Here is a 25,377-nt window from a genome sequence, read left to right as displayed (position 1 = left end):
ATGACCACCTCCGAACTCTCGCGCCAGCTGGGGCTACGCAGCCTCACCCTGGCCGTGGTGAGCAGTTCCGGCGCCCTTGCCCAGATCCCCCTGCTCAGTCACGGCCGCACCGCCGGGTTCATCGGCGGCTGGAACGCCTAGATCACCTGCGTGCCACTCGGTCTTGGTGGTATTTCCGATCGCCACCAGCTCCCGCCTACCTCAGTTGCAACCCATGGTGGAAATGCGATAGGTGAAACCAGTGGCCGCCTGGTCTGCGCTGGCACCAATCTTGAAGTTGAGCTGGCTCACGGTTTTGCCGGGAATGGCGGGGAAGGGGCCCCACATGCGGCCGGTGCCCATCTGGGGCGCAAACGACTCATTGATCACCTGCAAGCTGGAGCCGTCAGTGAACTTGAGATAGCCCTGGATGGGGTAGGTGGCACTCACCGAGGAGTTGGCGGTGAAGAAGAACTTGTAGCTGCCGTAGGGCTGAGTGACGAAGAAATCGGTGTTCCAGTTGGGGCGGCCAAAGGGATTGCCTGCACCAATCGTTTTGGTGACGATGTTGGTGGTGCCATCGCCACCCACTGGCGCCAGGAACTGGCAGGTTTGGGCCTGAACTGGAGCCAAACCGGCTACCAGGGTGGTGCTGCACAGACCTGCCGCAAAGACCGCCACAAGGGAAGGGCGCATCAGATTTCTGGGTGACTTTAATCAGCCTATTTATAGCCTCAAACGCTCAAGAAGCGCTGGATCATCTCCGAGCTGAGATCGGCCGTGGCGCCACTGGCCACGATGCCGCCCTTCTGCATGGCGTAATAACAGTCGGATTGGCGCACAAAACTGGCGTGATGCTCCACCAGCAACACCGAAATGCCAGTCTCTCGAATGATGCGGCTCACGGCCCGCTGGATGTCGAGCACCACCGAGGGCTGAATGCCCTCCGTGGGTTCATCGAGCAGCAGCAGACGGGGCTTGCCAAGCAGGGCCCGGGCGATGGCCAGCTGCTGCTGTTGGCCACCGGAGAGATCGCCGCCACGGCGAGCCAAAAACTTCTCCAGCACCGGGAATAGCTCAAACACCAGCGGGTCGATATGGCGATGGCGACCCATACCCCCCGGCAGGGCTTCCAGACCCAGCAGCAGGTTTTCGCGCACGCTGAGCTGGGGAATGATCTCCCGCCCTTGGGGCACATAGCCAATGCCCGCCCGGGCGCGGCGGTGGGGGGCCAGGCCGCCGCAGTCGCTGCCTGCCAGCTCAATGCAACCGCTGCGCTGGGGCACCAGGCCGATGATCGACTTGAGCAGGGTGGTTTTACCAACTCCATTGAGCCCGATCAGGCAGGCCATCTGACCAGGCGCGATCGATAGATCGACGTTGCGGAGAATATGGCTCTCCCCGTAATAGACGTTGAGGCCGCGCACGCTCAGCAAGCGACTGGCCTCGCCCTGGGGTGGGGTTGTCATGGTGGCAGAAGCAGTCATACGTCGTCCTCAACACCGAGATAAACCTCGATCACGCGGGGATCGCTCTGCACCGTCTCCATCGTGCCCTCACAGAGCACGTGACCCTCATGGAGCACGGTTACAGGGCAATCGAGCTCTCGAATGAAATCCATGTCGTGTTCGATCACCAGCACGGTGTGGTCGCCCGCAAGGCTGCGCAGCAAAGCACCGGTGCGCTCGGTCTCCTCCTCGGAAAGGCCCGCCACCGGCTCATCCACCAGCAGCACATAAGGGTCTTGGGCCAGCAACATGGCTATCTCAAGCCACTGCTTCTGCCCGTGGGAAAGGCTGCCAGCCCGCCGGGAGGCATGCACCTCGAGGCCAACCACCGCCAGCAACTCTTGAACCCGCTGGCGTTGACGGCTATCGAGGCTGCCAAATAGCAGATTGAAAGGTGAGTGGCTGCCCTTAACAGCCAGCTCCAGATTGCGGCGAGGGCTGAGGTTTTGGTAAACGCGCGGGGTCTGAAATTTGCGACCAATCCCGAGCCGAGCGATGCGGTGCTCGGCGATGCCTAGCAACGAGCGCCCTCGAAACACCACGTCGCCTTTGGTGGGGCGCACCTTGCCTGTGATCACATCAAGGAAGGTGGTTTTACCCGCACCATTCGGGCCGATCACAGCCCGCAGCTCGCCAGGTGCCAGGGAGAGATTGAGATCGTTGAGGGCCCAAAAACCATCGAAGCTGACGCTGACACCGCGTAGCTCCAGCAACGGGGCGACCAAAGGGGCGGCAGTAGACGAACTCATGGGGCACCTCCGGGAGGCAGATCGGACCTAAAGGCCTGGCGCTCCGCCTGCGCCGCAGGGTCGAGATCCAAGCCGGGATAAGTGGGCGCCAATGCTGGCCAGCCAACCATGGCCTGGATATGGCGCGGGCCACCCTGACGCCACCAACCCACCAAGCCATCAGGCAGCGCCGTGACCACCAATAGGAACAAACCACCCTGGATAAACAGCCAGGTTTCCGGCAGTTGTTCACTCACCAGGCTCTTGGCGTAGTTGATCAAAACGGCTCCAAGCACGGCTCCGATCAAGGTGCCGCGGCCACCCACCGCCACCCAGATCACCATCTCAATAGAGAAAGGCACGGCCATGTATTGGGGCGACACAATGCCTGACTGCACGGTGTAGAGGGCACCGCTCACGCCAGCCATGGCACCGGCAATTGCAAACACCAGGGTTTTGTAAGCCGTGGGGTTGTAGCCGGTGAAGCGCAAGCGCGGCTCGTCATCGCGGATGGCGATCAAGGCATCGCCAAAGCGACCACGGGTGAGCCAGCGGCAGAGCAACCACGCAGCCATCACCAACACCACAGTGAGCCAGAAAAGGTTGCGCTGCATGGCATCACTGCCCACCAGCTCCCCAAAGATCCGGGCGGTATCAGTTTTGAGGCCATTGGTGCCATTAATCAGCTTTTGCTGGCCATTAAAAAAGTTGAAAAAGACCAGCAGAGCCGCCTGGGTAAGAATCGAAAAGTAGACCCCCTTGATGCGGTTGCGAAAAACTAAATAACCAAGCACACCTGCCACCAAGGCAGGCAACACCCAAATACACAAGCCCGTAAACACAAAAGACTGAAATGGCTGCCAAAAAACAGGGAGCTGCTTAACTCCATAAAGCCCGAAAAATTCAGGCAACTCCCCAGGCGCCAGAGATAAAAGCTGCAAATGCATGCCAATGGCATAGCCACCTAGGGCAAAGAAGATGCCCTGACCCAGGCTCAGCATGCCAGTAAAACCCCAGATCAGGTCTATACCCAGGGCTGCGATTCCCAGGGACAAAAACCGACCCAGGAGGTTGAGCCGGAACGGCGGCAAGATCGCCGGCAAGATCAACGCTGCTGCCACAAGCAGCAGCCACGGCAACCAGGTGCGCAATTTCGCCATGGCTCAGGCCTCCACCAGCCGTCCCTTCTGCGGGAACAGGCCAGCGGGCCTGAACTGCAGGAACAGGACGATCAGAGCAAACACGAGCACCTTTGCCATCGAAGTGGTGGCAAAAAATGTGATCAGCTCATTGAGGCCGGCTGGCATGGCTGGCCAGAGCAGCAGTAGGGAGCCAGAGCCGATCACATAGGTGAGAACTCCAATACCCAGGGCCGCTACAACCGTGCCGAGAAGTTTGCCAACACCACCCAACACCACCACCATGAAGCAGTCAACGATGTAGTTGCCGCCGAGGTTTGGGCCCACCGAGCCAAGCAAAGTCACGGCCACTCCAGCCACTCCAGCAAGGCCCGATCCCACCAAAAAGGTGAGCGCATCGACGGTTTCGGTGGGAATCCCCAGGCAGTCGCTCATCGAACGATTTTGGGTAACGGCCCGGATGCGAATCCCCCAGATGCTCTTCTGCAGAAACCAATGCACCGCCACCAGGGCAATCGCCGTAAGAGCAACAATGAACAGGCGTGCCGTTGGCATATTGACACCGCCAAGTTCAACCGAACCACGCAACCAAAGCGGAGCAGTGACGTCTAGGTTGCGAGCGCTAAACCAGGGCTGATCCAGCACCCGAACGCCACCTAGGCCGGCAGCCAAAATGATGCCAATTAGGCCAGAAATTACCCAGCTAGCCACTGCAAGCAATGGGGTCCAGCGCCGTTGAGCCCAGGAGCTGGGCCACAGCAGTGGTGCTACCAGCCCCAGAGCCACGGCCACCACAAGCCCCACAACAAAGGCACTGCTCACCGAGCGCACAAATTGCTGCAAAATCAGGCTTACCCCCCAGGTTGCCAAAAGAGTTTCCAACGGCCTGCCATATAGGCGCCGAATCACGGTTTTTTCTAGCAGCAAGCCAGCTAAACCACTCACTAAAAAAGCAAGCGGTATCGCCACCAAAATGTAGATAGGGAAAAGACCCTCCAGAGGGCCATTTTTAAATAGGTTTTGCACCACGAAGGTGGTGTAAGCCCCGAGCATCATCAACTCGCCGTGGGCCATGTTGATGACCCCCATCAAGCCAAAGACTACGGCCAGGCCAAGGGCGGCCAGCACCAGCACCGAACCGATGGCTAAGCCATTGAAGAGTGTGTCGTAAAGAAGATCCATGGCGCCCAACAGGGCTCGGCAAGGGAAAGAAAAATAAAAACGAAGTGAAAAGGGGGAGCTAAGCTCCCCCCGATCTGAAGTCAATAGGAAAGCCGAAGGCTCACATCTTGAACTTGCCAGCATCAGGACGATCCTGGGTCCAATCGCAGGTATAACCCTTGGTTTCGGGTACAAACTGGTTCCAGGCAATCGGCTTGAGCACACCCTTGTTCTCGATGATCTTGAACATGCCATCCTTTTGGACCTCACCAATCATCACCAGCTCGGTGGTGTGGTGATTGGGCTGCACCTCGATCTTGCCCTGGGGGGCATCAAAAGTCACACCGATTAGCGCCTTGCGCACTGCGTTGTCGTCAACGCTATTGGCCTTCTCCGCTCCAGCGGCCCAGAGGTAGACCATGTTGTAGGCGGATTCAGCCGGGTCGTTGGTGACCCGATTCTCGCCATACTTGGCCTTGAAATCAGTAGTGAACTTCTTGGAAGCCGGGGTGTCGAGACTCTGGAAGAAGTTCCAAGCCGCATAGGTGCCTTCCAGATACTCGGGGCCAATTGCCGCAACCTCCTCCTCAGCAATTGAGAAGCTCATAATCGAGTAGCCATTGGCAGGGGTGATGCCAGCAGCCTTCATCTGCTTGAAGAAGGCGACGTTGCTGTCACCGTTCAGAGTGTTGACGATCACGCCACCCTTGGGCAGGGCCTGCTTGATCTTGGCAATGATCGGAGCCACCTCGGTGTTGCCAAGCGGCAGGTAGTCCTCACCCACCAGATTGCCGCCCTCAACCTTGAGCTGCTCCTTCATGATCGTGTTCGCGGTGCGCGGATACACGTAATCGGAGCCCACTAGGAAGAAGTCCTTGCCCTTGTTCTTGAGCAGCCAGGAGACAGCCGGCTCAGCCTGCTGATTGGGTGTAGCACCGCTGTAGAAGATGTTCTTGGAGCACTCCTGACCTTCGTACTGGATCGGATAGAAGAGGAAGTGATCCTTGGCCTCGAACACCGGCAGCATCGCCTTGCGGCTAGCTGAGGTCCAGCCACCAAACACCACAGCCACCTGATCCTGATCGATCAGTTTTTTGGCTTTCTCGGCGAAGGTGGGCCAATCAGAGGCACCATCCTCTTCGACGGGAACAATCTTCAGCTTCTTGCCATCGATGGTGATCCCGCCCTTGGCGTTGATCTCCTCGATCGCCATCAACTCGGCTTCAGCCACCGTGTTTTCGGAGATGGCCATGGTGCCGGAGCGGGAATGCAGAATCCCCACCTTCACTTCACCGTCGAAATCGCCAGAGGCTTTTTCGCCGCCGCCGCCGCAGGCCACCAGCGAAAGGCTCGCTGCCATCGCCGTAGCACCAGCGACATAACGCATGGTGGTTTTGCTCATCAGGGAAGACTTCATAAAAACTCCTACGGGAAACCGCTGAATGTCCCGCTGCTATTTAGCGGTCAGTGGAAGGTATCCAGTAGTCACACTTTCGCTTTGTAGTGGTTGCTACGGATCTCGCAAAAGAAAGCTAATCAGGGCAGCTGGGCCCACAAAAACTTTTCCACCGCCTCTAGTCCTTCGCCGCTGCGGATGTTGGTGAAGCACCAAGGGCGCCCAGGGCGCATGCGTTCGGTGTCGGCTGCCATCACCTCGAGGCTGGCTCCCACCATGGGAGCCAGGTCGATCTTGTTGATCACCAGCAGATCGGAGCGGGTGATCCCCGGGCCGCCCTTGCGAGGAATTTTGTCGCCGGCGGCCACATCGATCACATAAATGCAGAGGTCCACGAGCTCGGGGCTGAAGCTGGCGGCCAGGTTGTCGCCGCCGCTCTCCACCAGCACCAGATCCAGATCGGGGAAGGCCGCCTCCAGCTCGGCCACCGCCGCCCGGTTGATCGAACAGTCCTCGCGGATGGCGGTGTGGGGGCAGCCACCGGTTTCGACGCCGCGGATGCGCTCGGGCTCAAGGGCCCCAGCTCGGGTGAGGAACTGGGCATCCTCCTGGGTGTAGATGTCGTTGGTGACAACCGCCAGCTGCAGGCGATCGCGCAGCCGCCGGCAGAGGGCCTCCACCAGGGCGGTTTTGCCCGAGCCCACCGGCCCGGCCACGCCCACCCGCAGCTTGCTCATCCGATCCGCTCAGCTGCGAAACAGCCTGGAGTACAGCTCGGCGTGGCGCAACTGGGCCAGACCCGCACCCACGCCACCGCTCCAGAGCTGATCGGGATCGGTAGCCGCCAGTTCTAGGGCCCGCTGGGCAATCAAAGGCGCCAAACCCAGCTGCAGGCGCTGGGCCTCGGTGGGTCCAAGAGGCACCAGCCGCAACGCCGCACTGAGCTGGTTTGCCACCCAGCCATACAAGTAGGCCTCCACCAGCTCGGTGGCGCCAACCTCCAAGGCGCGGCCCGCCAGGGCAAAAGCTGCCGGCCAAGCCAGGTTCAAGGCGGGCGGATTGAAGCCGAGGTCGGCTAGTAGCCCAAGCAGCGATGCGCCCATCTGGCGCTGCTGGGCGCGCACCTCGGCCGCCTCCCGCAGGGCCAGCAACCAGCTATCGCGCTCGCGCAATTCGGCTGCTTCAGCCAGCAGCAAACCGGGCAAACTGGCAGCCTCCAGCACCAAGGTGCCGCGCTGCAACTCAGCCTCCAGCCAGGACCTCGCCCCAGCCCCGTCCAGCAAAAGCCCGCGCTGCACCAGCACCTCCAAGCCCTCCGAATAACTGAAGGCCCCCACCGGCAGCGCTGGGCTAATCAGCTGAAACAAGCGCAACCGGCTAGTGGTCATGGCTACTGCTGTGGGCGTGGCTGTGGCCGTGGATGGGGCCGTAGGCACCGGACTCGGGCTGAAAGGGAGCCTGCAGCTGGCCCACCTGCAGACCGCGATGCTCCAGCAGGTGGGCCAGCACGGAATCGGCGAGCAGGCGCAATTCACCAGCCCTGATCTCCATGGCCACGTGGCGATTGCCAAGGTGATATGCGGCCTGGAGCAGGGCCAGGGGATCGGCGCTGCGCACCTGGATCAGCTCCTCCGCCGCCGCCCGCACCTGCACCAGCGGTTCGGCAGCCGTGGCGGCCAGCCACTCACCGGGTTCCAGGGCTGCCCCCCGGGGCAGCTGCAGCAGCACCTGCCTGCCACAGGCTGTGCAACGCAACCCCCGCAGCTGGGCGCGCTCCGCCGCCGAAAGGGCAAGCACCAAGGCAGGAACGGCCCCCGGGCTGGCGGCCAGCCCGCGCTCACGCAGCACCAAAGGCCCGTCAGCAGGCTCGGAGCTGGCCATCGCCGGGTGCACCATGGTCTCTAAACAGCATGCCTGGTGAATCATCCCAACACCATTGCGGCAGGCCGCTGGCACGGCGCCGCTGAGCTGGAGTTCACGGCCCGGCAGGGCAGTCTGGGAGAGCCGCCGGTCACGGTGCATCAGGGCTGGGCTACATCCCCTCTGAAATTGCAACGGGCCTACCCCCAGGCAGACGGCCGCTGCGAATTGCCCCTCCTGCACACCGCCGGCGGCCTGGTGGGGGGCGACCAACTCACCCTGCGGGCCCACCTCGCCCCAGGTAGCCAAGCCCTGCTCACCAGCGTGGCGGCCCAGAAGGTGTATGGCACGGTGGGGCGGTCCCGTTTGGTGCCGCAGGGCCAGTGGGCCCGCCAGAGTTTGCACTTCAGCCTCGAAGCCGGCAGCGACCTGGAATGGCTGCCCCAGGAGCTGGTGCTGTTTGCCGGCGGGCTGCTGGAGCAGAACCTCACGGTGGAGCTGGCGGCGGGGGCCAGCTGGCTGGGCATGGACGTCGTACGGCTGGGCCGCAGCGCCGCCGGCGAAACCCTGGGCCAGGGCTGCTGGCGTTCACGGCTGCAGGTTTGTCGCCGCGGCCCCGAAGGTCGCCGCTGGGAGCTGGTGGATCCCCTGGAAATCAGCGGCGCCAGCCTCGCTGCAGAACACGGCATGGCGGGCCAACCGGTACTGGGATCGCTGGTGTGGGCAGCGCCGCAGCCCCTGGGGGCCGCTGCCCTAGCCCAGCTGCTGGCCGACTGCCGCAGCGACCGCCAGGGTCTGGAGGGCGACCTGGCCTGCGGAGCCCTGGATCAGGGCCTGATCGCCCGCTACCGCGGCCCTTCCAGTCAGGCAGCCCGGTTTTGGTTCACCAGGGTATGGGCCCGGATCCGGGCCGAACGCGGCCTCAGCGCCCCAGAACTGCCGCGGGTATGGCCCTTCCAGGAACAGCCCTTGGGTTCAGGCTGAACGGGTCAAGGCGCCCTAAAGCTGCCAAAGTTGGGCCATGCACCTAACCCCCCAGGAAAAGGACAAGCTGCTGATCGTCACCGCCGCCCTGCTGGCGGAGCGGCGGCTCAACCGCGGCCTCAAGCTGAATCACCCCGAGGCCGTTGCCTGGCTCAGCTTCCAGGTGATCGAGGGCGCCCGGGACGGCAAGACCGTTGCCGCCCTGATGGCCGAGGGCAGCACCTGGCTGAGCCGTGAACAGGTGATGGAGGGCATCCCGGAGCTCGTAAGCGAAGTGCAGATCGAAGCGATGTTTCCCGACGGCACCAAGCTCGTGACCCTGCACGACCCGATCCGCTGATCACCGAAAACCATGCCCCCCCTGATCCCTGGTGAACTACTGCCCGAACCCGGTGAGATCGTGCTGAACGCCGGCCGCCCCGTGACAACGCTGCTGGTGGCCAACAGCGGCGATCGTCCCGTGCAGGTGGGCTCCCACTTTCATTTCCACGAAGCCAACAGCGCGCTCAAATTTGACCGCGACGCCGCCCGCGGCCTGCGGCTCGACATTCCCGCCGGCACGGCTATCCGCTTTGAGCCCGGCGACAGCCGCGAGGTGCAGCTGGTGCCCTTCGCCGGCGAGCGCCGCGTCTTCGGCTTCAACGGCCTGGTCAACGGACCGCTCGATTAACCCTTTTCCACATGCCATACCGCATCTCCCGCCGCGCCTACGCCGAGACCTACGGCCCCACCACCGGCGATCGGCTGCGCCTAGCCGACACCGAACTATTTCTGGAGGTGGAAAAGGATTTCACCGTCTATGGCGATGAGGTGAAGTTTGGCGGCGGCAAGGTGATCCGCGACGGCATGGGCCAGGGCCAGACCCCCCGCAGCCAGGGCGCCGTGGACACGGTCATAACCAACGCCCTGATCCTGGATTGGTGGGGGATCGTCAAGGCCGACATCGGCCTGCGCGACGGCCGCATCTGCGCCATCGGCAAAGCGGGCAACCCCGACACCCAGGCGGGCGTGACGATCGTGGTGGGCCCGGGCACCGAAGCGATCGCCGGCGAGGGGCACATCCTCACCGCCGGCTCAATCGACACCCACATCCACTTCATCTGCCCGCAGCAGATTGAAACGGCCCTGGCCAGCGGTGTAACCACCCTGCTGGGGGGCGGCACCGGCCCGGCCACCGGCACCAACGCCACCACCTGCACCCCGGGCGCCTTTCACCTGGCCCGCATGCTGCAGGCCGCCGAGGGCCTGCCGGTGAATCTGGGCTTCTACGGCAAGGGCAACGCCTCCACTCCTGAAGCGATCGAGGAGCAGGTGCGCGCCGGCGCCTGCGGCCTCAAGCTGCACGAAGACTGGGGCACCACCCCAGCCGCGATCGACTGCTGCCTCACGGTGGCCGATCGCTTCGACGTGCAGGTGTGCATCCACTCCGACACCCTCAACGAGGCGGGCTTTGTGGAAGACACGATCCGCGCCATCGGCGGGCGCACTATCCACACCTTTCACACCGAGGGGGCCGGCGGCGGCCACGCCCCGGACATCATCAAGATCTGCGGCGAGGCCAACGTGCTGCCCAGCAGCACCAATCCCACCCGCCCCTACACCCGCAACACGCTCGAGGAGCACCTCGACATGCTGATGGTTTGCCACCACCTGGATCCGCGCATCCCGGAAGACGTGGCCTTCGCTGAATCACGCATCCGCCGCGAAACGATTGCCGCCGAAGACATCCTCCACGACCTAGGCGCCTTCTCAATCATTGCCAGCGACTCCCAGGCCATGGGCCGGGTGGGCGAGGTGATCACCCGCACCTTCCAGACCGCCCACAAGATGAAGGTGCAGCGCGGCGCCTTGCCCGAAGACGCCGCTTCATCTGGAGGCCGCAACGACAACACCCGCTTGAAGCGCTACATCGCCAAAACCACGATCAACCCGGCGATCGCCCACGGGCTCGATTCCCAGATCGGTTCGGTGGAGGTGGGCAAACTGGCCGATCTGGTGTTGTGGAAGCCGGGCTTTTTCGGGGTGAAACCGGAATTGGTGATCAAGGGCGGCTCAATCGTGTGGGCCCAGATGGGCGATGCCAACGCCTCGATCCCCACCCCCGGACCGGTGCACGGCCGGCCGATGTTTGCCGCTTTTGGGGCCGCCCTGGCCCCCAGCTGCCTCACCTTCATGAGCCAGGCAGCCCTCGATGCCGACCTACCCCGCCAGCTGGGCCTCAAACGCCCCTGCGTGCCCGTGACCAACACCCGCGGCGACATCGGCAAGGCCTCAATGAAAAACAACACGGCCCTGCCAAATGTTGAGGTTGACCCCCAGACCTATGAGGTGTTCGCCGATGGGGTGCTGCTCAGCTGCGAACCAGCCGATGTGCTGCCAATGGCGCAGCGCTACTTCTTGCTCTAATCAGCCACCACTTTGGGTTCGCGCGGGCTATTGCGCCGCTCCGGCAGCAGCTGGGGAAGCTGGGGCAGGGGTTCGCTGAAGCCCACCCCCATGGTGGTAAAGGTGCCGGAGCGAACAAACCAACGCACAAAACCCGCCACCCGATGCAAGTCGGTGGTCCGATGCACATTGAAATCAACCTGCAGTGTTTGACCTACCTGTAAGTCATGGTTTCCGGAGATCAGCAGGCACAAGCCACCGAGACTGATGTCGAGGATGTCGGCATAAAACCACTCGGTGCGAGCTTCACTGCCTGGGCTGGGCAGCTGAATCAGCACCGGAGGACAGGGAGGCGCCACCAACCTTAAATAGCGGCGCTGACAATCGACGGGACCCAGGATTTCTAGGTGTTCATCCCCAGTAAGGATTGTTTCGGCCTCATTGCCCCCTGGATCTTTACCGAAGGGTTCTACCCAGGAGACACCAGGCCGTCTGGAGGCATCGCCAGCAGGATTAGGGAGATGGCTGGGCATAACAAAAGCGCCGGGGAGCTGCCTTTGCTTCACCCTAGTGGCGAAGGAAGATAGAGGCCATGGACGGAGCTGGCCTTCCGTATCAACCCACACCGGCGTCAACCCAACGGGTGGACATGATCCCCCCATGGCAGGTGATGGAGCATGTTTGGGGAATACAGACCAAATCGGGGCTACGACGAATACTTCAGTGCGCCTGATCAGCCCCGCAGCACCCTGCGGCCCCTGCTCTCCTCCCTGGGCCAGCTGGGCCTCGATGAACTGAACCGCAATCACGCAGCCTCTGGCGTGTTGCTGCGACGGCTGGGGGCCACCTTTCGCCTCAATGACTCGGGACGCCAGGGGAGTGAGCGCATCCTTCCCTTCGACCCCCTGCCGCGGCTGATCGGTAGCGCGGACTGGCAACGCCTTGAGGCAGGCCTGTTCCAGCGGCTGGAGGCGATCGACCTATTTCTGGCCGATGTCTATGGACCCCAAAAAATCCTCAACGACGGCGTAATTCCGCGGCAGGACGTGGAAAGCTCCCAGGGCTGGCGGCCCCAACTTCAGGGCTTCCAGCCGCCCCTGGGCCGCTGGTGCCACATCTCCGGCCTTGATCTGGTGCGAGACGGCCAGGGCACCTGGCGAGTGCTGGAAGACAACCTGCGCTGTCCCTCCGGCGTCGCCTACTTCCTGGAAAACCGCCGGGTGATGAAGCGGATGTTCCCGAGCCTGTTTGCCGGCCGCACGGTGCAACCTATCGACGATTACCCCTCCCACCTGCTGCAGACCCTGCGGGAGCTGGCCCCCTGGACCGATACCCCCAAGGTGGTGCTGCTCACCCCCGGGGTGTTCAACAGCGCCTACTTCGAGCACAGCTACCTGGCCCAGCAGATGGGCATCCAGCTGGTGGAGGGCCGCGACCTGATCTGCCAGGACGACCGGGTGTGGATGCGCAGCACGGCCGGGCCCGAACCGGTGGATGTGATCTACCGGCGCATCGACGACGACTTCCTCGACCCGGCCGTATTCCGCAGCGATTCGATGCTGGGGGTGCGGGGCCTGATGGCGGCTTACCGGGCCGGCCGGGTGGCAATCGCCAACGCACCAGGCACCGGCGTAGCCGACGACAAGCTGATCTACGCCTACCTGCCGGAGATGGTCCGCTACTACCTCGGCGAAGATCCAATAATTGAAAACGTACCCACCTACCTATGCTCCAGGGAGGACGACCGGGCCTACGTGCTGGCCCACCTCAGTGAGCTGGTGGTGAAAGCGGTGGCCGAGGCCGGTGGCTATGGCATGCTCATCGGCCCCCACGCCAGCAGCGAGGAGATCGCGGAGTTTGCCGTCAAGATCCAGGCCGATCCCCGCAACTACGTAGCCCAGCCCACCCTCGAGCTCTCCACCGTGCCCTCGCTGAGCGAGGGCGAACTGTTCCCCTGCCACGTGGATCTACGGCCCTACGTGCTGCGGGGCAAGGGGGCCTGGGTAAGCCCGGGCGGTCTCACCCGGGTGGCCCTGCGCCGGGGTTCCCTGGTGGTCAACTCTTCCCAGGGTGGCGGCTGCAAGGACACCTGGATCGTGAGTGAACAACCATGCTGAGCCGCGTCGCCGACTCCCTTTATTGGATCAACCGCTATGTGGAGCGGGCCGAAAACATCTCCCGGTTTGTGGAGGTGAGCGAAGCGATGGCCCTCGACTGCCCGCCCGGCAGCGCCGAACCCTGGCTGCCCCTGGTTGATGCCAGTGGTGATCGGGAACTGTTCGACCGTCTTTATTCAGAAGGACGCCCGGAGCAGGTGGTGGAGTTTCTGGTGCGGGCCGAGGCCAATCCCAACAGCGTGGTGAACTGCATCGCCATCGCCCGCGAAAACGCTCGCCAGATCCGCGATGTAATCACCACCGAAATGTGGGAGCAGCTCAACGACATCTATTGGACCCTGTTCGACAACAAGGGGTTCTGGGGTCAGCCTCCCCAGGAGCAACTTCGGGACATCCGCCGGGCCTGCCAACTTTTTTATGGCATCACGGACGCCACCCTCAGCCGCGACCTCTCCTGGCAATTCAGCCGCCTGGGGCGGGTGCTGGAGCGGGCTGAAAAAACCACCCGCATCCTCGATGTGAAGTACTTCCTGCTGCTGCCATCACCTGATGAGGTGGGCGGCGTGCTCGATGAACTGCAGTGGATCTCCCTACTGCGCAGCGCTGGGGCCTATCAAATGTTCCGTCAGTCGCGCCAGCAGGCGATCGAGCCCAAGGCGGTGGCCAGCTTCCTACTGCTCGACCCGATCTTTCCGCGCTCGGTGCGCTACTGCCTGGAGCGCATCCACGAAACCTTGAGAATCGTGCGCGGCCAGGCGGTGCCAGGAGCTCCAGACGAGCTCGAATGCCTCAGCGGCCTCACCCTGGCCCGCTGGAGCTACAGCCGCATCGATGAACTGATTGCGGGAGGTTTGCACGAGTCGATCGACGACCTGCAAAGCGACCTCAACCGGCTCCATGATCTGATCGAACAGCGCTACTTCATCGCCGACCACGCATGCGTGCCCGCGTAACCCACACCTTCACCTACCGCTACAGCGCCCCGGTGCTGCTGGGTCCGCACCGGTTCTGCCTCAAGCCACGGGGCCACGGCTTTCAGCGGCTACTGGACTTCCAGCTGGTAGTGACGCCAGAGCCTGGGCGGCTCTACCCCTTGGTGGCAGCCAGCGGCGATGAAATCCTGCGGGCCCGATTCAATGGGCCAACAGATGCGTTCATAGTGCGGGCAAGCAGCCTGGTGGAAACGGAACCAGCACCGCTGCTGCAGGTTTGCCTGGAGGGCAGCGAACCGATGCTGCCCTACCCAGTGGGCCACCTGAACGGTGACCTGGCCGGCAGCCTGGAGGGCTGGCTACCCAACGGCCAGCACGACCCAGCCGCGGTGGACATGGCCCAGGAAGCGCTGATGGGCAGCGATCAAAGGGCGCTGATGTTTTTGCAACAGCTGGTAGAAATCATCCAAGACCGGGTCAAATACACCCAGCGACATGTGGGTCCGGCCTGGCCCGCCGGCCGCACCCTCAAGGAAAGGGTGGGATCCTGCCGCGATCTGGCCATGCTGATGGTGGAAGCCTGTCGCTGCGTGGGTTTACCGGCCCGCTTCGTGAGCGGCTACCACCTGGTGGAACCAAAGCCTGAGAGCTACGACCTGCACGCCTGGGCCGAGGTGTATCTGCCAGGTGCAGGCTGGAGGGGCTTTGATCCGAGCGGCATAGGCGTGATCGATGATCGCTACATCACCTTGGCCACCTCCTCCAAGCCGGAGTTGACCGCTGCAGTCACCGGCAGCTTTTCAGGTCCGAATGGCGTCGAAAGCCTGCTGGAATGGAGCATTGAGGCAGACATCCAAGAGCCGGCTGCAACCATGCAGTCGGCCTAAGCAAAAGGTGCCTGCTATTGGGTGTCCTCCATTTCCAGACAAACAACCTGATGGCGGCCGCGATCCTTAGCCACGTAAAGCGCGGCGTCGGCTGCGGCAATCGCAATGCCCTCTTCTTAAGGCTAAAAGAGGAATGCCTACGCTGCCGCCGCACCGGCGAAGCCCTCAGCTGCATCACCATCGACATTGATAATCTCACCGATATCAACGACCGCTTTGGTCATGAAATCGGCAACCTAGTTCTGAAGCGAGTGGCCAGTGCGGTACGCCAAAGGCTGCGCATCACCGACCACTTATTCCGTAGTGGCGGGGATGAATTCGTGGTGGTGGCCACCGATTGCAATGGAGCTGCAGCCCATGAAATGGCTGAAGAGCTGCAAGCCCTTGTAAGCCAGCTGAGGCTGGCAAGCAAGCAGGAACTTGTTCCCACCAGCATCACCACTGGGATCAGCAGCCTGGAGGGGGATGAACTCAAACCCGATATCCTGCTGGCCCGCTCGGATGCGGACCTACGCCATGCTAGACAAAATGCGAACAGCTAAGTTAATGTTGTGCTGAGGTTTTAACATCTAGCACGCGTGCAAGAAGCGCCCATACCCGAAGATGATTCGGCTCGCCTCAAGGAACTGCATAGCTACGGCGTTCTTGATACACAATCTGAGGCAATCTTCGACGATATCACCCACCTAGTTCAAGATATTACTGGCGCAAAAATAGGAGTTATAAGCCTTATCGACGAAAATCGTCAGTGGCTTAAGTCTTGCGTTGGCCTCGACGACGCACCCAAGGAAACGCCCAGAAATATTTCGTTTTGCGGCCACACAATCGTTCAGCGCCGGCCCTTAATTGTAAACGACGCCCTTGAAGATGATCGCTTTGCCGATAATCCACTTGTATTAGGTGAGCCTCGCATCCGTTTTTATGCCGGCTTCCCCTTAATCGCCGCCAACGGCATGGCATTGGGCAGTCTTTGCGCCATTGATATCGAACCGAAGGCCCTTACACCTAAGCAGGTCACCTCCCTAGAGCGACTGGCTCGCCAAGTGGTTAGCCAAATGGAACTGCGGCGAGAAGCCCACCTACTGCAATCCGCCGAATTAGCACTGCAGGCCCAAGGGGGAAATGGACAGGTCAAGCCAGGCATCCAGCTGATTAGTGAAATCAATCCAGTAATGAATCGGGAGCAGCTACAGCAGATGCTGAGCCTGCTGCTAGGCCTAGATCAACCACCCTGCTTTGCACTGGCGCGCTGCAAGTTCAAGGAGTATTCCCGCGTCAGCGCCACCATTGGGAGCGCTGCGGCGAAAAACCTAATCCAAACTGGCTTAGAGCGCCTACGGGACTGTCTACCTGCTCAAGCATCAACCGCCTACTTCTCAGATGACGAGATAGCAATCGTGCTACCACACCTCTCAGAAGAAAGTGCTATCACAGCGATTGCAGAAAGATGCATGGCGAGCCTTGAGGCACCATTAAAACTAAACGACCGCGACATAGAGCTGGGAATGAACATGGGCATTGCAATCTTCAAAAAAAACTATAGCGATGTTGATTCTCTACTCTCTGACGCCAGCATCGCCCAACGCATAGCCATCACCGATCGCAGCAAAAACAGCAATTTCAACTTCATCGATCTGCCCGCACGACTGGCGGCACAGCAGCACTACCAAGTGGAAACCGATCTACGTCGCGCTATCCGACGCAACGAAATCACCCCCTATCTGCAACCGATTGTTGATCTCGTCACGGGCAAGCCTGTAGGCCTGGAATGCCTGATGCGCTGGCGCACCGACAGCGGCGAAATGATGCTGCCCAATAATTTTTTGCCGATAACTCACCTGGCCGGGCTCAGCGGTGAACTTGATCTTCAGATAATCCAGAAAGCAATCCAAGCCAGCCATGAACTAGCAAGCGCTGCACCAGGGCAGCCGCTGCAACTCTCAGTGAATCTCTCCGGCCTACTGCTGGAAAGTGAGGGCCAGCGCCAACGGTTGCTGCAACTGATCCGCTCCACCCCCTTGCCAAAAGATTGGCAGCTGCAAGTAGAACTGGTCGAGGATTATTTACATGACAATGGCTCGGAACTTGGAATCTTCCTCAACTACCTGCGCCGCCTGGGAGTTGCCATCGCAATCGACGACTTCGGCACGGGTTATTCCTCGCTCAGCCGCCTCCACAACTATCCAGTGCGCACGGTGAAGGTCGATTGCAGCTTTGTAGAGCGCATCGACGACAGTAGCAATCCCAGCAACCAGTTGCTAAAAACAATCCAGAATCTCTGCGCCGATTTAGGACTGGAAAGTACCGCTGAAGGGGTCGAAACCGACTCTCAACGCGCCTGGCTGGTGCAGAACGGCTATAAGCATGGTCAGGGCAACCTATTCAGCCGGCCGATGTCGGTGGCTGCTACAGCCCACTACTTAGCCGAAATTCACTAGGAAACTACCAGCTAACCCCATGCAACTTAGGCAGGGGGGCTGTGTTAAACGTTGTAGCAAATAACCGGGGAATAAGGCGGCTGTTGTATACCCGAAACTCCCGCACCACGCTGGCACCCTCCTCACGCACAGCCTGATTAAGCACCACCGAACCATCGTGATCAGAAACGGAGCGGTGAAACGTTCCCGGAGGAATGCGCAGGATGTCGCCACCTGTTTCTAGGCGAACAATGTGATAGGGATAATTCCAGCCCAAATTGACCAAGTAAAAAGTTCGACCACCGTTCAGGGCCAACAAATTATCTTCCTGGTGGGGGTGCAGATAAAACTGCCAGGCACCAGTCTTCTCCTCATCCGGAGGGCTCACCGCCGGACCGGCATGGATCACCAGATCGCGGGCATTGGAGCTGGCAACGGTGATATCAAAGAAACGAACAGCGGGGGTATCGCGGAACTTCTCGTAGGGAATCAGCTCGAACATCGGCGCAGACCGGGAAGGGCCAGACCGGGGAAGGGCAGACATTCGGGTAAGAGCAGCGGGTGCTGCCAGATCAAGACCTAATGAAACTCACCACCGGGTGGCCGGCCGTCGCAACCACTACTTATCAAGGAATCTTGCTTGGCTCAAAAGGGGATCGGCATCTCCACATCAGCTGGCTCGGGGGCACAGACCGGCACCCGCTGGGCCACCACTTCGCCCAGCACCACGATTGAGGGCGAAGCAAAATCCTGCTCCTCAGCCCGGTCGGCCAGCTCACCCAGCACGCTGATCAGCTGCCGCTGCCCCCGCACGGTGCCCTGCTGAATCACGGCCGCGGGCGTGTCGGCCGCCAGGCCACCCGCCATCAGCTCCTCAGCGATGCGGCGCAGGTTGTGCAGGCCCATGTAGATCACCAAGCCATCACTGGTCTGGGCCAGGCCGCGCCAGTTCACCCCGGGCCGGCCCTTGTCGATTTCCTCATGGCCCGTCACGAAGGTGACGCTGGAGCCGGCGCGGCGGTGGGTAACAGGAATGCCCGCATAGGCCGGAGCCGCGATGCCAGCGGTTACCCCAGGCACCACCTGCACCGGCACTCCCCTGGCGGCTAAGTGGGCCGCCTCCTCGCCGCCGCGGCCAAACAAAAAGGGATCACCGCCCTTAAGCCGCACGATCAGGCGATGGCGGCTGGCCAGTTCCACAAGCACCGCGTTGGTGCTTGGCTGCGGCACGGAATGGTGACCGCGGCGCTTGCCGACAAAGTGGAGCTCGCAGCCCTGGGGCACCAGATTCAGCAGGGCCTGCGGCACCAAGGAGTCGTAGACGAGGGCATCGCACTGCCGCAGCAGCCGGTGGGCCTTGAGGGTGAGCAGCTCCGGATCACCGGGACCCGCCCCCACCAGATAAACCGTACCTAGCTGGGCCGGGGCACTCATGGCAGGGCCTCGAGTTCAGCCAGCAGCAGCTGGCGCAGGCCAGGCCGCTGCAGCAAAGGCGGACCCACCTGCTCGGCTAGCTGGTCGGTGAGCCGGTTGGCGGCCAAGGCCAGAGGCAGAGCTGGAGCGGCCAAGGCTGGAGCGGCAAGGGTCAGCTTCAGCTCCGCGAGGTGCTCTGCACTGTATGGAGTGGCGACGCAGTGGGCGCCGGTGCGCCGCTCCAAAGTGGTGAGGTAGCGGGCGGCCAGGGGGCCCTCCAGGGGGTGATGCAGCAGTAGGGGCCGGGCCGCTGGCTGGTAATCCTGCATCGCCAATCCGGCTAGCTCCCTAGCGAGGGCAGCCTGCCAGCGGGGCCAGGCCCCCAGGAAGGGCCAGCGCTGCACGCGGGCGAAAGCCGACCAATGGCGCACAATCGACGGCAAATCGTGGCGCACATGGCCGCCGGGCAGCAGCAGCAGCGGCACCAAGCCGAGGACCTGACCCGGCTGCAACAGCTCGCTCGCCACCGCCGGCACCGCAGCCGAAAGGGCCTGCAGCCGCACGGGCGCACCCCGGCGGCACTCCAGCTCGGCGGCCAGCGCGACCAACTCAGCAGGCAGCTGGCCGCCCGCGCGGCCATGCACCACCAGCAGCAGGGGTTGGGCCGGCGTAGCAGCCAAGCGGCGCCCCAACCGCTCGGCCACCCGCGGATCGAGCCCGCAGCGCCGCAGGGGCACCAGGGCGCGGCGGGCTCCTGGCAGACGGGCCAGCAGATCCACCGCCGGGGCAGCCAGCTGGGGATCGAGGTCGCCGGCCAGGGCGCTGAGGCCAGCCACCAACTGGGACCGGGGCCAGACCGACAAACCACGGGCTACCCCTTCGAGAGCGGCGCGCCGCAATGGGGTGGCGATTGGGGCCCCCATCCAGCTCAGCAGCACGGGCCAAGCCGCAACCTGGCGCTGGTGACCCAGCAGGGGCAGCAGGGCTGCTGCCACAACTTGGGGCAAAGCCGAGAGGGACAAAGCAAAGCCAAGGGCCACCGGACCCGGGGCCAATTGCTCCAGCAGCCAAGCGGCACTAGCTCCATCGCGGTGGCGCAGTACCTGGCTGGGCAAGCCTGGATCCGGATCGGGCTGCTGGCGCCACCAGCTCAGCAGGCGCAACTGGGCCGGCGGATCCAGCCGCTCCGCCAGGACGGCAAGCAGGTCTGGGGCGATGCTGAGGCTGCCGTTTTCCAGCGCCAGCAGCCAAGGTTCAGGATCCAGCTCGGGCTGGTTGCGCAGCTGTTGCAGCCAGCCCCAGCGATCCGGGGAGCCGCAGGCCGGCAGCTGGGCCGGCTCCCACTGGGGCAGGGCAGATCTCAAAGCCGCCCTCCGCGCTCAGAAGCCAGCTGGCTCGCGGCGCCGGGCTCCAAATTGCTCCAGCAGCAGCTGCTCCAGCACATCGGCAAGATCACTGAGGGGTACGCCTTTTTCATGCAGCTCGGCCAGCTTGGGCTCGGCGCCCATGGAGCCGCCAAGAAAGATCTTGGCCGCCTCCACCATCTGACCATCCTTACGGGCCTTGGCCCCCATCAGCCCGATCTGACCCATGTAGGGCTGGCCGCAGGCATTGGGGCAGCCGGTCCAGTGCATGCGCACCGCCTCGGGCAATTCGATGCGCTGCTCCAGCTCTTCGAGCACCTGCTGGGCCACGCCCTTGGTGGGGATCAAAGCGAAGCTGCAGTAGGCGTTGCCGGTGCAACTCACCGCTTCTGCCTGAAGGGTCGAGGGGTCGGGGCGCAAGCGCTGCAGCAGGGGTTCGGCCAGCAGGTCCTCGATGCGATCGCAGGGCACATCAACGATCAAGGCGTTCTGGGCCTCGGTGAGACGCAGCTCGCCGCTGCCATAGGTGCGCGCCAAAGCGGCAAGCTCCTGCATCGAAGCCGCGTCCAGCCGGCCCATGGGCACGTGCAGACCCACCCAGTGGAGCCCCTCCTGCTTCTGTGCATGGACGCCCAGTCCTGAGCGGGGGGCACGACTTACCAAGTGGGAGCCGTCGTGGGGGTGCACGGGTTCGGCGAAGGCTTCAACCAGCTCCTCCCGATAGGCGTCGATCCCGAGCTGGTCGATCAGATACATCAGCCGGCTCTTATTGCGCTGCTGGCGGTTGCCGTGGCGCTCGAAATGGCACAGCAAGGCCAGGGTGAAGTCGGCCAGCTGCTCAGGCCGCAGCCACAGGCCCAGGGGCACTGCCAACTCGTTCCGCTGGGCTGAGAAGAAGCCCCCCACCAGCACGGTGAAACCGAGCTGACCGTTGTGCTCAGCCGGCAGGAAGGCCAGGTCGTTGTGCAGCAGGAAGCTATCTGGCGCGCCTCCCACGGCCACATTGAATTTGCGTGGCAGGTTGCGGGGACCGGCCGGCCCCAGCAGCCTCGCCTGAATCACCTCCACCAGGGGGCGGGTGTCGACGATCTCCTCTGGGTCAATGCCCGCCAGCGGGTTGCCGGTGATGTTGCGAGGGTTGTCGTGACCCGATTGGCGGCTGGTCAGACCCCCAGCCTCCAGGGCCTGCAGAAGGGGCGCCATGTCCTCCAGCAGCAGGCCTCGGAGTTGGAGATTTTGGCGGGTGGTGATGTCGGCACTGCCCTGATCACCACAACGATCGATCACCTCAGCCAGCAGCTCCAGCTGGTCGGCTGAGATCACGCCATTGGGCAGCCGCAGCCGCACCATGAAGCGCCCCGGGGTCACCGGACGGAAGAAGATCCCCAGCCATTTCAGCCGGATGGTGAGGGTTGCCTCGTCCAGCGACTCCCAGCCCTGGCTCGCCAAATCACCCAAGCGAGGAGCTAGATCCAGGCCACAAAGCTCTGCCTTGGCCTGTTCGATCTTGCTGGGCTTGGCCAGGGGTTCCATTTTTATAAGGCTTGAGCTGGCCGTACAGGAAGATCAGGTGATAGTCCCGGAGCGCCAACCTCCGCAATGTCGCAATCACTACCAATTACCGGAGGGTTGGTTCAACGGCCTACTAGCCAACTCAGTGGGGCCCAGGAGCGATTTCGGCTACTGATCGCCAAAGTAGGCAGCGGTGAACACACGAGTACGGGCCTCGACCGAGACGAGGCCTGCGAGGCCATGGACCTCATGCTCAGCGGGGAAGCGAGTGATGCCCAAATGGGGGCCTTCCTGATCGCACACAGGATTCGCAGGCCCGCCCCGATTGAGCTCACCGGGATGCTCGATAGCTATCGGCGCCATGGGCCGAAGCTGAAAACCCAAGGCCAAAAAGCCCTCTGCTTTTGCGTGCCATACGACGGCAGGTCACGAACAGCTCCGTTGGCTCCCCTTGTGGCTCTCGTACTCGCCTCCTCCGGCCTGCCCGTGGTGCTTCACGGAGGCAAACCCATGCCCGTGAAATACGGAATCACCCTTGCCGAGCTGTTTGGATCCATAGGCATTGGCTGGTCTGGGCACAGTCTTGAAACCATCCAAGAGCGGCTAGACGGGTTTGGTCTTGCCCTCACCCACCAACCCGATCACTTTCCAGCGGCAGAAACCCTTCTCCCCATTCGCGACGCGATCGGCAAGCGACCGCCCGTGGCCAGTTTGGAGTTGCTGTGGACCCCACACCAAGGGGAACACCTGCTGATCAGCGGTTTCGTGCACCCCCCCACAGAAAAGAGGGCCTGGGAAGCCCTCAGCGCCTTTGGCGAAACCGATGTACTCACCATTAAAGGGCTGGAAGGATCCACCGATCTCCCCACCACACGGGCAGGAATTACGGCCAGAGTTCAAAACGGTGAGGTCGAGCGGATCTTGATGCACCCCCGCGACCACGGCATTGAGGCAGACGAAGTGGCTTGGGTCTGCCTTGAAACTTGGAGGGACCAGGCCCTGGCTGCATTAGCAGGCGAGGGGCCCTTGGCGGAAGGGCTGGCCTGGAACCTAGCCGCCTACCTTTGGCAGGCCGGTGCCTGCAGCTCACTACCAGCGGCACTGGAACAAAGCCGGGCGCTGCTGCAGGCCCGCAGCGGCGAACGGCTGCGGCAGCAAATGGCAGATCTGTAGCAACTGCGACGGGAGCGAGCTCGGGCCGTGTGTTGTTCTAAGCGAGTTGGTGAGCTTTCGCGCCAGCGCATTTCATTGAGGGGAATCAAAAGGCCCTCAGTGACCGGTGATTGCGCTGGCATCAAACAGGCAACCCAAATTCCGCACCGCTGACCCAATAGGGATTGGCGGCTATTTCGTGCCCCGAACCGGAGTTTTAACCAATGACAAACGCATCACGCCGCCAATTTCTGCTTCGCACAGCCACCACAACAGCGGTGCTTGCATTCCAGGTGGGTGGACTTGCCAGCCTGCTAATCACCAACGCCGCCCACGCTGCACCGGGCAAGCCGGAAACCACCTCGGCAACCCTGGGCTTTATTGCCCTCACCGATGCCGCTCCGCTGATTGTTGCCAAAGAGAAGGGCTTCTTCGCTAAGCAAGGCATGACCGGGGTGGAGCTGAAAAAACAAACCTCCTGGGCGGTCACCCGCGACAACCTCGAGCTTGGTAGCTCCGGAGGAGGGATTGATGGGGCACACCTGCTCAGCCCGATGGCCTACCTGCTGACCACTGGGGCAATCAGCAAAAGCAAAAAGCCGGTGCCAATGAACCTCTTGGCCAGGCTTAATTTGAATGGGCAAGCCATCTCCGTATCCAAAGAATTCTTGAGCGATAAGCTCACCGTTAAGGCCCCTGGCTTAGTCAAAACCGTGGCCAAGAAGAATGCCACTGGAGACAAGTTCAAAGCTGCTGTTACTTTCCCGGGTGGCACCCATGATCTGTGGATGCGCTATTGGCTGGCCGCCAATGGAGTCAACCCCAATAAAGACGCCAACCTTGTGGTGATTCCCCCGCCCCAAATGGTTGCAAACATGCAATCGGGAACCATGGATACCTTCTGCGTGGGTGAGCCATGGAACGAGCGCCTTGTAAACAAGAAACTGGGATACACGGCTCTCATCACCGGTGAGCTCTGGCGCGACCACCCTGAAAAAGCCTTTGCCATGCGGGCAGATTGGGTGAAGAAAAACCCCAACGCTGCTCTCAGGCTATTGATGGCCGTGCAGCAGGCCCAGAAATGGGCCGACAACCCAGCCAACACTAGTGAGTTGGCCAAAATGCTTGCCCAAGACAAATACGTCAAGGCCAGCGTTGATGATCTGCTCCCCCGTCTCCAGGGCACCATTGACTACGGCACAGGCAAGGTGGTGAAAAACAGCCGCTACAAGATGAAGTTCTGGGCCAGTAATGCCTCTTTCCCCTATAAGAGCCATGACGCCTGGTTCATCACAGAAGATATCCGCTGGGGTTATTTGCCCTCAAGCACCAATATAAAGGCGCTCGTCGACAAAGTAAACCGAGCTGACCTCTGGCGTGCAGCAGCTAAGGCCAACGGCTACACCGATGTTCCCACTAGCGATTCGAGGGGCGTAGAAACCTTCTTTGATGGGATCAAGTTTGATCCCAATAATCCCAAGGCCTACCTCAACAGCCAAAAGATCAAGGCGATGAAGTAAGCCGACAGGTCGATGATCCTGATCCCAAGGAGGCCCTGCCGGGTCTCCTTTCTGACTTCCTTTAAAACCACGCTCCTTTAATGACCCCCGCCCTCGCGAAAAGCCGCAAGCCACGGCGACCAAGAATCTCTTGGCTGCATTCGCCCTTGGCTCGTCAGCTGAAAGCCCCGGTGGTTTGCATCGGCCTTACCTTGGCCCTCTGGCAGCTCATGTGCCTTCCCAATCCGGATGGCTTCCCCGGGCCGATCCAAGTGATAACCCAAACCTGGACCCCCTACATCAGCCAACCCTTCTATGACGATGGCGGCACGGCAAAGGGATTGGGCCTACAGATTCTGATCTCCCTTCAACGGGTCGTCATTGGCTATAGCCTGGCGGCAATTGTTGGCATCGCCGCTGGACTTGCGATCGGCCTGAATGAATTTCTACGGCGGGGCTTTGATCCCCTGATTCAGGTCCTGCGCACCGTACCGCCCTTGGCCTGGCTACCTATCTCCCTTCTCCTACTCCAGCAGGCTGATGCGGCAGCCATTTTCGTGATCTTTATCACAGCAATATGGCCAATTATCATCAACACGGCTGTGGGAATCCGCGAAATTCCCCAGGACTACACCAATGTGGCTCGGGTTCTTAGGTTGCGCAAACGCAGTTATCTGCGCGACATCCTGCTGCCAGCTACGGCCCCCTACGTGTTTACTGGCCTGCGGATCTCTGTGGGTCTGGCCTGGCTTGCCATCGTGGCAGCGGAGATGCTGAAGGCCGATGGCGGAATTGGCTTCTTCATCTGGGATGCCTACAACGCCGGGGGAGATACCAGCACAAGTCAAATCATCCTGGCCATCTTCTATGTGGGTGTTGTTGGCCTGATCCTTGATCGCCTGGTAGGCATGGTGGGAGATCGGATTAGTGGTGGAGGACGTTGA

27 protein-coding genes are annotated in these 25,377 nt (G+C 61.8%); 13 read left to right on the top strand and 14 right to left on the bottom strand.

Annotated features, from left to right (window positions below):
• On the top strand, positions 1–141 hold the full coding sequence (locus KBY83_RS01605) for a hypothetical protein (protein WP_255018109.1): 141 nt from the start codon (positions 1–3) through the stop codon (positions 139–141).
• A 60-nt stretch (positions 142–201) separates the two neighbouring features.
• Here KBY83_RS01605 and KBY83_RS01600 read toward each other — a convergent pair whose 3' ends face one another.
• From KBY83_RS01600 to ureE, 9 genes are all read right to left on the bottom strand, one after another.
• Complete coding sequence (locus tag KBY83_RS01600) at positions 202–675, bottom strand: hypothetical protein (protein ID WP_255017989.1); 474 nt, start codon at positions 673–675, stop codon at positions 202–204.
• A 38-nt stretch (positions 676–713) separates the two neighbouring features.
• Positions 714–1,448 carry an urea ABC transporter ATP-binding subunit UrtE gene (urtE, locus tag KBY83_RS01595; protein WP_255017988.1) on the bottom strand — a complete coding sequence of 245 codons (735 nt, stop codon included), beginning with the start codon at positions 1,446–1,448 and terminating at the stop codon, positions 714–716.
• Positions 1,449–1,462: 14 nt separating this feature from the next.
• Positions 1,463–2,212 carry an urea ABC transporter ATP-binding protein UrtD gene (gene urtD / locus KBY83_RS01590; RefSeq protein WP_255018103.1) on the bottom strand — a complete coding sequence of 250 codons (750 nt, stop codon included), beginning with the start codon at positions 2,210–2,212 and terminating at the stop codon, positions 1,463–1,465.
• 20 nt (positions 2,213–2,232) lie between these two features.
• Positions 2,233–3,375, bottom strand: a complete 1,143-nt coding sequence (urtC, locus tag KBY83_RS01585) for an urea ABC transporter permease subunit UrtC (protein ID WP_255017987.1) — start codon at positions 3,373–3,375, stop codon at positions 2,233–2,235.
• Positions 3,376–3,378: 3 nt separating this feature from the next.
• A complete protein-coding gene (locus tag KBY83_RS01580) occupies positions 3,379–4,536 on the bottom strand; it encodes an urea ABC transporter permease subunit UrtB (RefSeq protein ID WP_255018102.1) in 1,158 nt (385 codons plus the stop codon).
• A gap of 100 nt (positions 4,537–4,636) precedes the next feature.
• Positions 4,637–5,932: an urea ABC transporter substrate-binding protein gene (gene urtA, locus KBY83_RS01575; RefSeq protein ID WP_396093192.1), complete on the bottom strand. Its 1,296-nt coding sequence runs from the start codon at positions 5,930–5,932 to the stop codon at positions 4,637–4,639.
• 119 nt (positions 5,933–6,051) lie between these two features.
• Positions 6,052–6,648 carry an urease accessory protein UreG gene (ureG, locus tag KBY83_RS01570; protein WP_106502637.1) on the bottom strand — a complete coding sequence of 199 codons (597 nt, stop codon included), beginning with the start codon at positions 6,646–6,648 and terminating at the stop codon, positions 6,052–6,054.
• 9 nt (positions 6,649–6,657) lie between these two features.
• The gene (locus KBY83_RS01565) at positions 6,658–7,299 is read right to left on the bottom strand and encodes an urease accessory protein UreF (protein WP_255017985.1); all 642 of its coding nucleotides are present in this window, start codon (positions 7,297–7,299) and stop codon (positions 6,658–6,660) included.
• Complete coding sequence (ureE, locus tag KBY83_RS01560) at positions 7,289–7,792, bottom strand: urease accessory protein UreE (RefSeq protein WP_255017983.1); 504 nt, start codon at positions 7,790–7,792, stop codon at positions 7,289–7,291. The genes KBY83_RS01565 and ureE overlap by 11 nt, the downstream gene beginning before the upstream one ends.
• A 36-nt stretch (positions 7,793–7,828) precedes the next feature.
• On the opposite strand from ureE, the gene KBY83_RS01555 reads away from it, so the two are divergent.
• The 4 genes from KBY83_RS01555 to ureC are packed head-to-tail and all read left to right on the top strand — an operon-like array spanning position 7,829 to position 11,161.
• Positions 7,829–8,755 (top strand): urease accessory protein UreD, encoded by a 927-nt coding sequence (locus KBY83_RS01555; protein WP_396093189.1) that lies wholly within the window; start codon positions 7,829–7,831, stop codon positions 8,753–8,755.
• Between the two features lie 37 nt (positions 8,756–8,792).
• A complete protein-coding gene (locus KBY83_RS01550) occupies positions 8,793–9,095 on the top strand; it encodes an urease subunit gamma (protein WP_106502635.1) in 303 nt (100 codons plus the stop codon).
• Positions 9,096–9,107: 12 nt separating this feature from the next.
• Positions 9,108–9,425: an urease subunit beta gene (locus KBY83_RS01545; protein WP_106502634.1), complete on the top strand. Its 318-nt coding sequence runs from the start codon at positions 9,108–9,110 to the stop codon at positions 9,423–9,425.
• 11 nt (positions 9,426–9,436) lie between these two features.
• Entirely contained in the window at positions 9,437–11,161 is a 1,725-nt protein-coding gene (gene ureC / locus KBY83_RS01540; protein WP_106502633.1) for an urease subunit alpha, read from the top strand.
• Here the strand turns inward: ureC and KBY83_RS01535 are convergent.
• A complete protein-coding gene (locus KBY83_RS01535) occupies positions 11,158–11,673 on the bottom strand; it encodes a PilZ domain-containing protein (RefSeq protein WP_255017981.1) in 516 nt (171 codons plus the stop codon). The genes ureC and KBY83_RS01535 overlap by 4 nt on opposite strands.
• Positions 11,674–11,817: 144 nt before the next feature.
• Here KBY83_RS01535 and KBY83_RS01530 point away from each other — a divergent pair, with 144 nt between their 5' ends.
• From KBY83_RS01530 to KBY83_RS01510, 5 genes are read left to right on the top strand one after another with little or no spacing between them, the layout of a single operon-like run.
• Positions 11,818–13,257: a circularly permuted type 2 ATP-grasp protein gene (locus KBY83_RS01530; RefSeq protein WP_255017980.1), complete on the top strand. Its 1,440-nt coding sequence runs from the start codon at positions 11,818–11,820 to the stop codon at positions 13,255–13,257.
• A complete protein-coding gene (locus KBY83_RS01525; protein WP_255017979.1) occupies positions 13,251–14,210 on the top strand; it encodes an alpha-E domain-containing protein in 960 nt (319 codons plus the stop codon). The genes KBY83_RS01530 and KBY83_RS01525 overlap by 7 nt, the downstream gene beginning before the upstream one ends.
• A complete protein-coding gene (locus KBY83_RS01520) occupies positions 14,195–15,076 on the top strand; it encodes a transglutaminase family protein (RefSeq protein ID WP_255017978.1) in 882 nt (293 codons plus the stop codon). Before KBY83_RS01525 ends, KBY83_RS01520 begins: the two co-directional genes overlap by 16 nt.
• A gap of 50 nt (positions 15,077–15,126) precedes the next feature.
• On the top strand, positions 15,127–15,618 hold the full coding sequence (locus tag KBY83_RS01515) for a GGDEF domain-containing protein (protein ID WP_255017976.1): 492 nt from the start codon (positions 15,127–15,129) through the stop codon (positions 15,616–15,618).
• Between the two features lie 36 nt (positions 15,619–15,654).
• Entirely contained in the window at positions 15,655–17,514 is a 1,860-nt protein-coding gene (locus KBY83_RS01510; RefSeq protein ID WP_255017975.1) for a sensor domain-containing phosphodiesterase, read from the top strand.
• A 4-nt stretch (positions 17,515–17,518) separates the two neighbouring features.
• Here KBY83_RS01510 and KBY83_RS01505 read toward each other — a convergent pair whose 3' ends face one another.
• The 4 genes from KBY83_RS01505 to KBY83_RS01490 all read right to left on the bottom strand — a co-directional run bounded on the left by KBY83_RS01505 (position 17,519) and on the right by KBY83_RS01490 (position 21,803).
• Positions 17,519–17,995 (bottom strand): redox protein, encoded by a 477-nt coding sequence (locus KBY83_RS01505; RefSeq protein WP_255017974.1) that lies wholly within the window; start codon positions 17,993–17,995, stop codon positions 17,519–17,521.
• Positions 17,996–18,138: 143 nt separating this feature from the next.
• Positions 18,139–18,927: a uroporphyrinogen-III C-methyltransferase gene (gene cobA, locus KBY83_RS01500; protein ID WP_255017972.1), complete on the bottom strand. Its 789-nt coding sequence runs from the start codon at positions 18,925–18,927 to the stop codon at positions 18,139–18,141.
• Complete coding sequence (locus KBY83_RS01495) at positions 18,924–20,270, bottom strand: CbiX/SirB N-terminal domain-containing protein (protein ID WP_255017970.1); 1,347 nt, start codon at positions 20,268–20,270, stop codon at positions 18,924–18,926. Before KBY83_RS01495 ends, cobA begins: the two co-directional genes overlap by 4 nt.
• Positions 20,271–20,285: 15 nt before the next feature.
• Positions 20,286–21,803, bottom strand: coding sequence for a ferredoxin--nitrite reductase (locus tag KBY83_RS01490; protein WP_255017962.1), 1,518 nt, complete (start codon positions 21,801–21,803; stop codon positions 20,286–20,288).
• A gap of 66 nt (positions 21,804–21,869) precedes the next feature.
• Here KBY83_RS01490 and KBY83_RS01485 point away from each other — a divergent pair, with 66 nt between their 5' ends.
• The 3 genes from KBY83_RS01485 (at position 21,870) to ntrB (ending at position 25,377) form a co-directional block, all read left to right on the top strand.
• Positions 21,870–22,955: an anthranilate phosphoribosyltransferase family protein gene (locus KBY83_RS01485; protein WP_106502618.1), complete on the top strand. Its 1,086-nt coding sequence runs from the start codon at positions 21,870–21,872 to the stop codon at positions 22,953–22,955.
• Between the two features lie 203 nt (positions 22,956–23,158).
• Positions 23,159–24,454, top strand: coding sequence for a CmpA/NrtA family ABC transporter substrate-binding protein (locus KBY83_RS01480; protein ID WP_255017961.1), 1,296 nt, complete (start codon positions 23,159–23,161; stop codon positions 24,452–24,454).
• An 80-nt stretch (positions 24,455–24,534) separates the two neighbouring features.
• Entirely contained in the window at positions 24,535–25,377 is an 843-nt protein-coding gene (ntrB, locus tag KBY83_RS01475; protein ID WP_255017960.1) for a nitrate ABC transporter permease, read from the top strand.

The sequence above is a fragment of the Cyanobium sp. WKJ7-Wakatipu genome (genome assembly GCF_024345355.1).
GTDB lineage: Bacteria > Cyanobacteriota > Cyanobacteriia > PCC-6307 > Cyanobiaceae > Cyanobium_A > Cyanobium_A usitatum.
This window is presented reverse-complemented; position numbering and strand designations above follow the sequence as displayed.

What these genes read in the sequence shown, in the direction of transcription:
- KBY83_RS01530 (WP_255017980.1), top strand. Translation starts at nt 11,818, where the DNA reads ATGTTTGGGGAATACAGACCAAATCGGGGCTACGACGAATACTTCAGT.
- KBY83_RS01580 (WP_255018102.1), bottom strand. Translation starts at nt 4,536, where the DNA reads ATGGATCTTCTTTACGACACACTCTTCAATGGCTTAGCCATCGGTTCG.
- urtE (WP_255017988.1), bottom strand. Translation starts at nt 1,448, where the DNA reads ATGACAACCCCACCCCAGGGCGAGGCCAGTCGCTTGCTGAGCGTGCGC.
- KBY83_RS01520 (WP_255017978.1), top strand. Translation starts at nt 14,195, where the DNA reads ATGCGTGCCCGCGTAACCCACACCTTCACCTACCGCTACAGCGCCCCG.
- urtA (WP_396093192.1), bottom strand. Translation starts at nt 5,932, where the DNA reads ATGAAGTCTTCCCTGATGAGCAAAACCACCATGCGTTATGTCGCTGGT.
- KBY83_RS01605 (WP_255018109.1), top strand. Translation starts at nt 1, where the DNA reads ATGACCACCTCCGAACTCTCGCGCCAGCTGGGGCTACGCAGCCTCACC.
- KBY83_RS01485 (WP_106502618.1), top strand. Translation starts at nt 21,870, where the DNA reads ATGTCGCAATCACTACCAATTACCGGAGGGTTGGTTCAACGGCCTACT.
- KBY83_RS01525 (WP_255017979.1), top strand. Translation starts at nt 13,251, where the DNA reads ATGCTGAGCCGCGTCGCCGACTCCCTTTATTGGATCAACCGCTATGTG.
- KBY83_RS01515 (WP_255017976.1), top strand. Translation starts at nt 15,127, where the DNA reads ATGGCGGCCGCGATCCTTAGCCACGTAAAGCGCGGCGTCGGCTGCGGC.
- KBY83_RS01545 (WP_106502634.1), top strand. Translation starts at nt 9,108, where the DNA reads ATGCCCCCCCTGATCCCTGGTGAACTACTGCCCGAACCCGGTGAGATC.
- ntrB (WP_255017960.1), top strand. Translation starts at nt 24,535, where the DNA reads ATGACCCCCGCCCTCGCGAAAAGCCGCAAGCCACGGCGACCAAGAATC.
- cobA (WP_255017972.1), bottom strand. Translation starts at nt 18,927, where the DNA reads ATGAGTGCCCCGGCCCAGCTAGGTACGGTTTATCTGGTGGGGGCGGGT.
- ureE (WP_255017983.1), bottom strand. Translation starts at nt 7,792, where the DNA reads ATGGCCAGCTCCGAGCCTGCTGACGGGCCTTTGGTGCTGCGTGAGCGC.
- KBY83_RS01490 (WP_255017962.1), bottom strand. Translation starts at nt 21,803, where the DNA reads ATGGAACCCCTGGCCAAGCCCAGCAAGATCGAACAGGCCAAGGCAGAG.
- KBY83_RS01600 (WP_255017989.1), bottom strand. Translation starts at nt 675, where the DNA reads ATGCGCCCTTCCCTTGTGGCGGTCTTTGCGGCAGGTCTGTGCAGCACC.
- ureG (WP_106502637.1), bottom strand. Translation starts at nt 6,648, where the DNA reads ATGAGCAAGCTGCGGGTGGGCGTGGCCGGGCCGGTGGGCTCGGGCAAA.
- urtC (WP_255017987.1), bottom strand. Translation starts at nt 3,375, where the DNA reads ATGGCGAAATTGCGCACCTGGTTGCCGTGGCTGCTGCTTGTGGCAGCA.
- KBY83_RS01480 (WP_255017961.1), top strand. Translation starts at nt 23,159, where the DNA reads ATGACAAACGCATCACGCCGCCAATTTCTGCTTCGCACAGCCACCACA.
- KBY83_RS01565 (WP_255017985.1), bottom strand. Translation starts at nt 7,299, where the DNA reads ATGACCACTAGCCGGTTGCGCTTGTTTCAGCTGATTAGCCCAGCGCTG.
- ureC (WP_106502633.1), top strand. Translation starts at nt 9,437, where the DNA reads ATGCCATACCGCATCTCCCGCCGCGCCTACGCCGAGACCTACGGCCCC.
- KBY83_RS01550 (WP_106502635.1), top strand. Translation starts at nt 8,793, where the DNA reads ATGCACCTAACCCCCCAGGAAAAGGACAAGCTGCTGATCGTCACCGCC.
- KBY83_RS01505 (WP_255017974.1), bottom strand. Translation starts at nt 17,995, where the DNA reads ATGTTCGAGCTGATTCCCTACGAGAAGTTCCGCGATACCCCCGCTGTT.
- KBY83_RS01535 (WP_255017981.1), bottom strand. Translation starts at nt 11,673, where the DNA reads ATGCCCAGCCATCTCCCTAATCCTGCTGGCGATGCCTCCAGACGGCCT.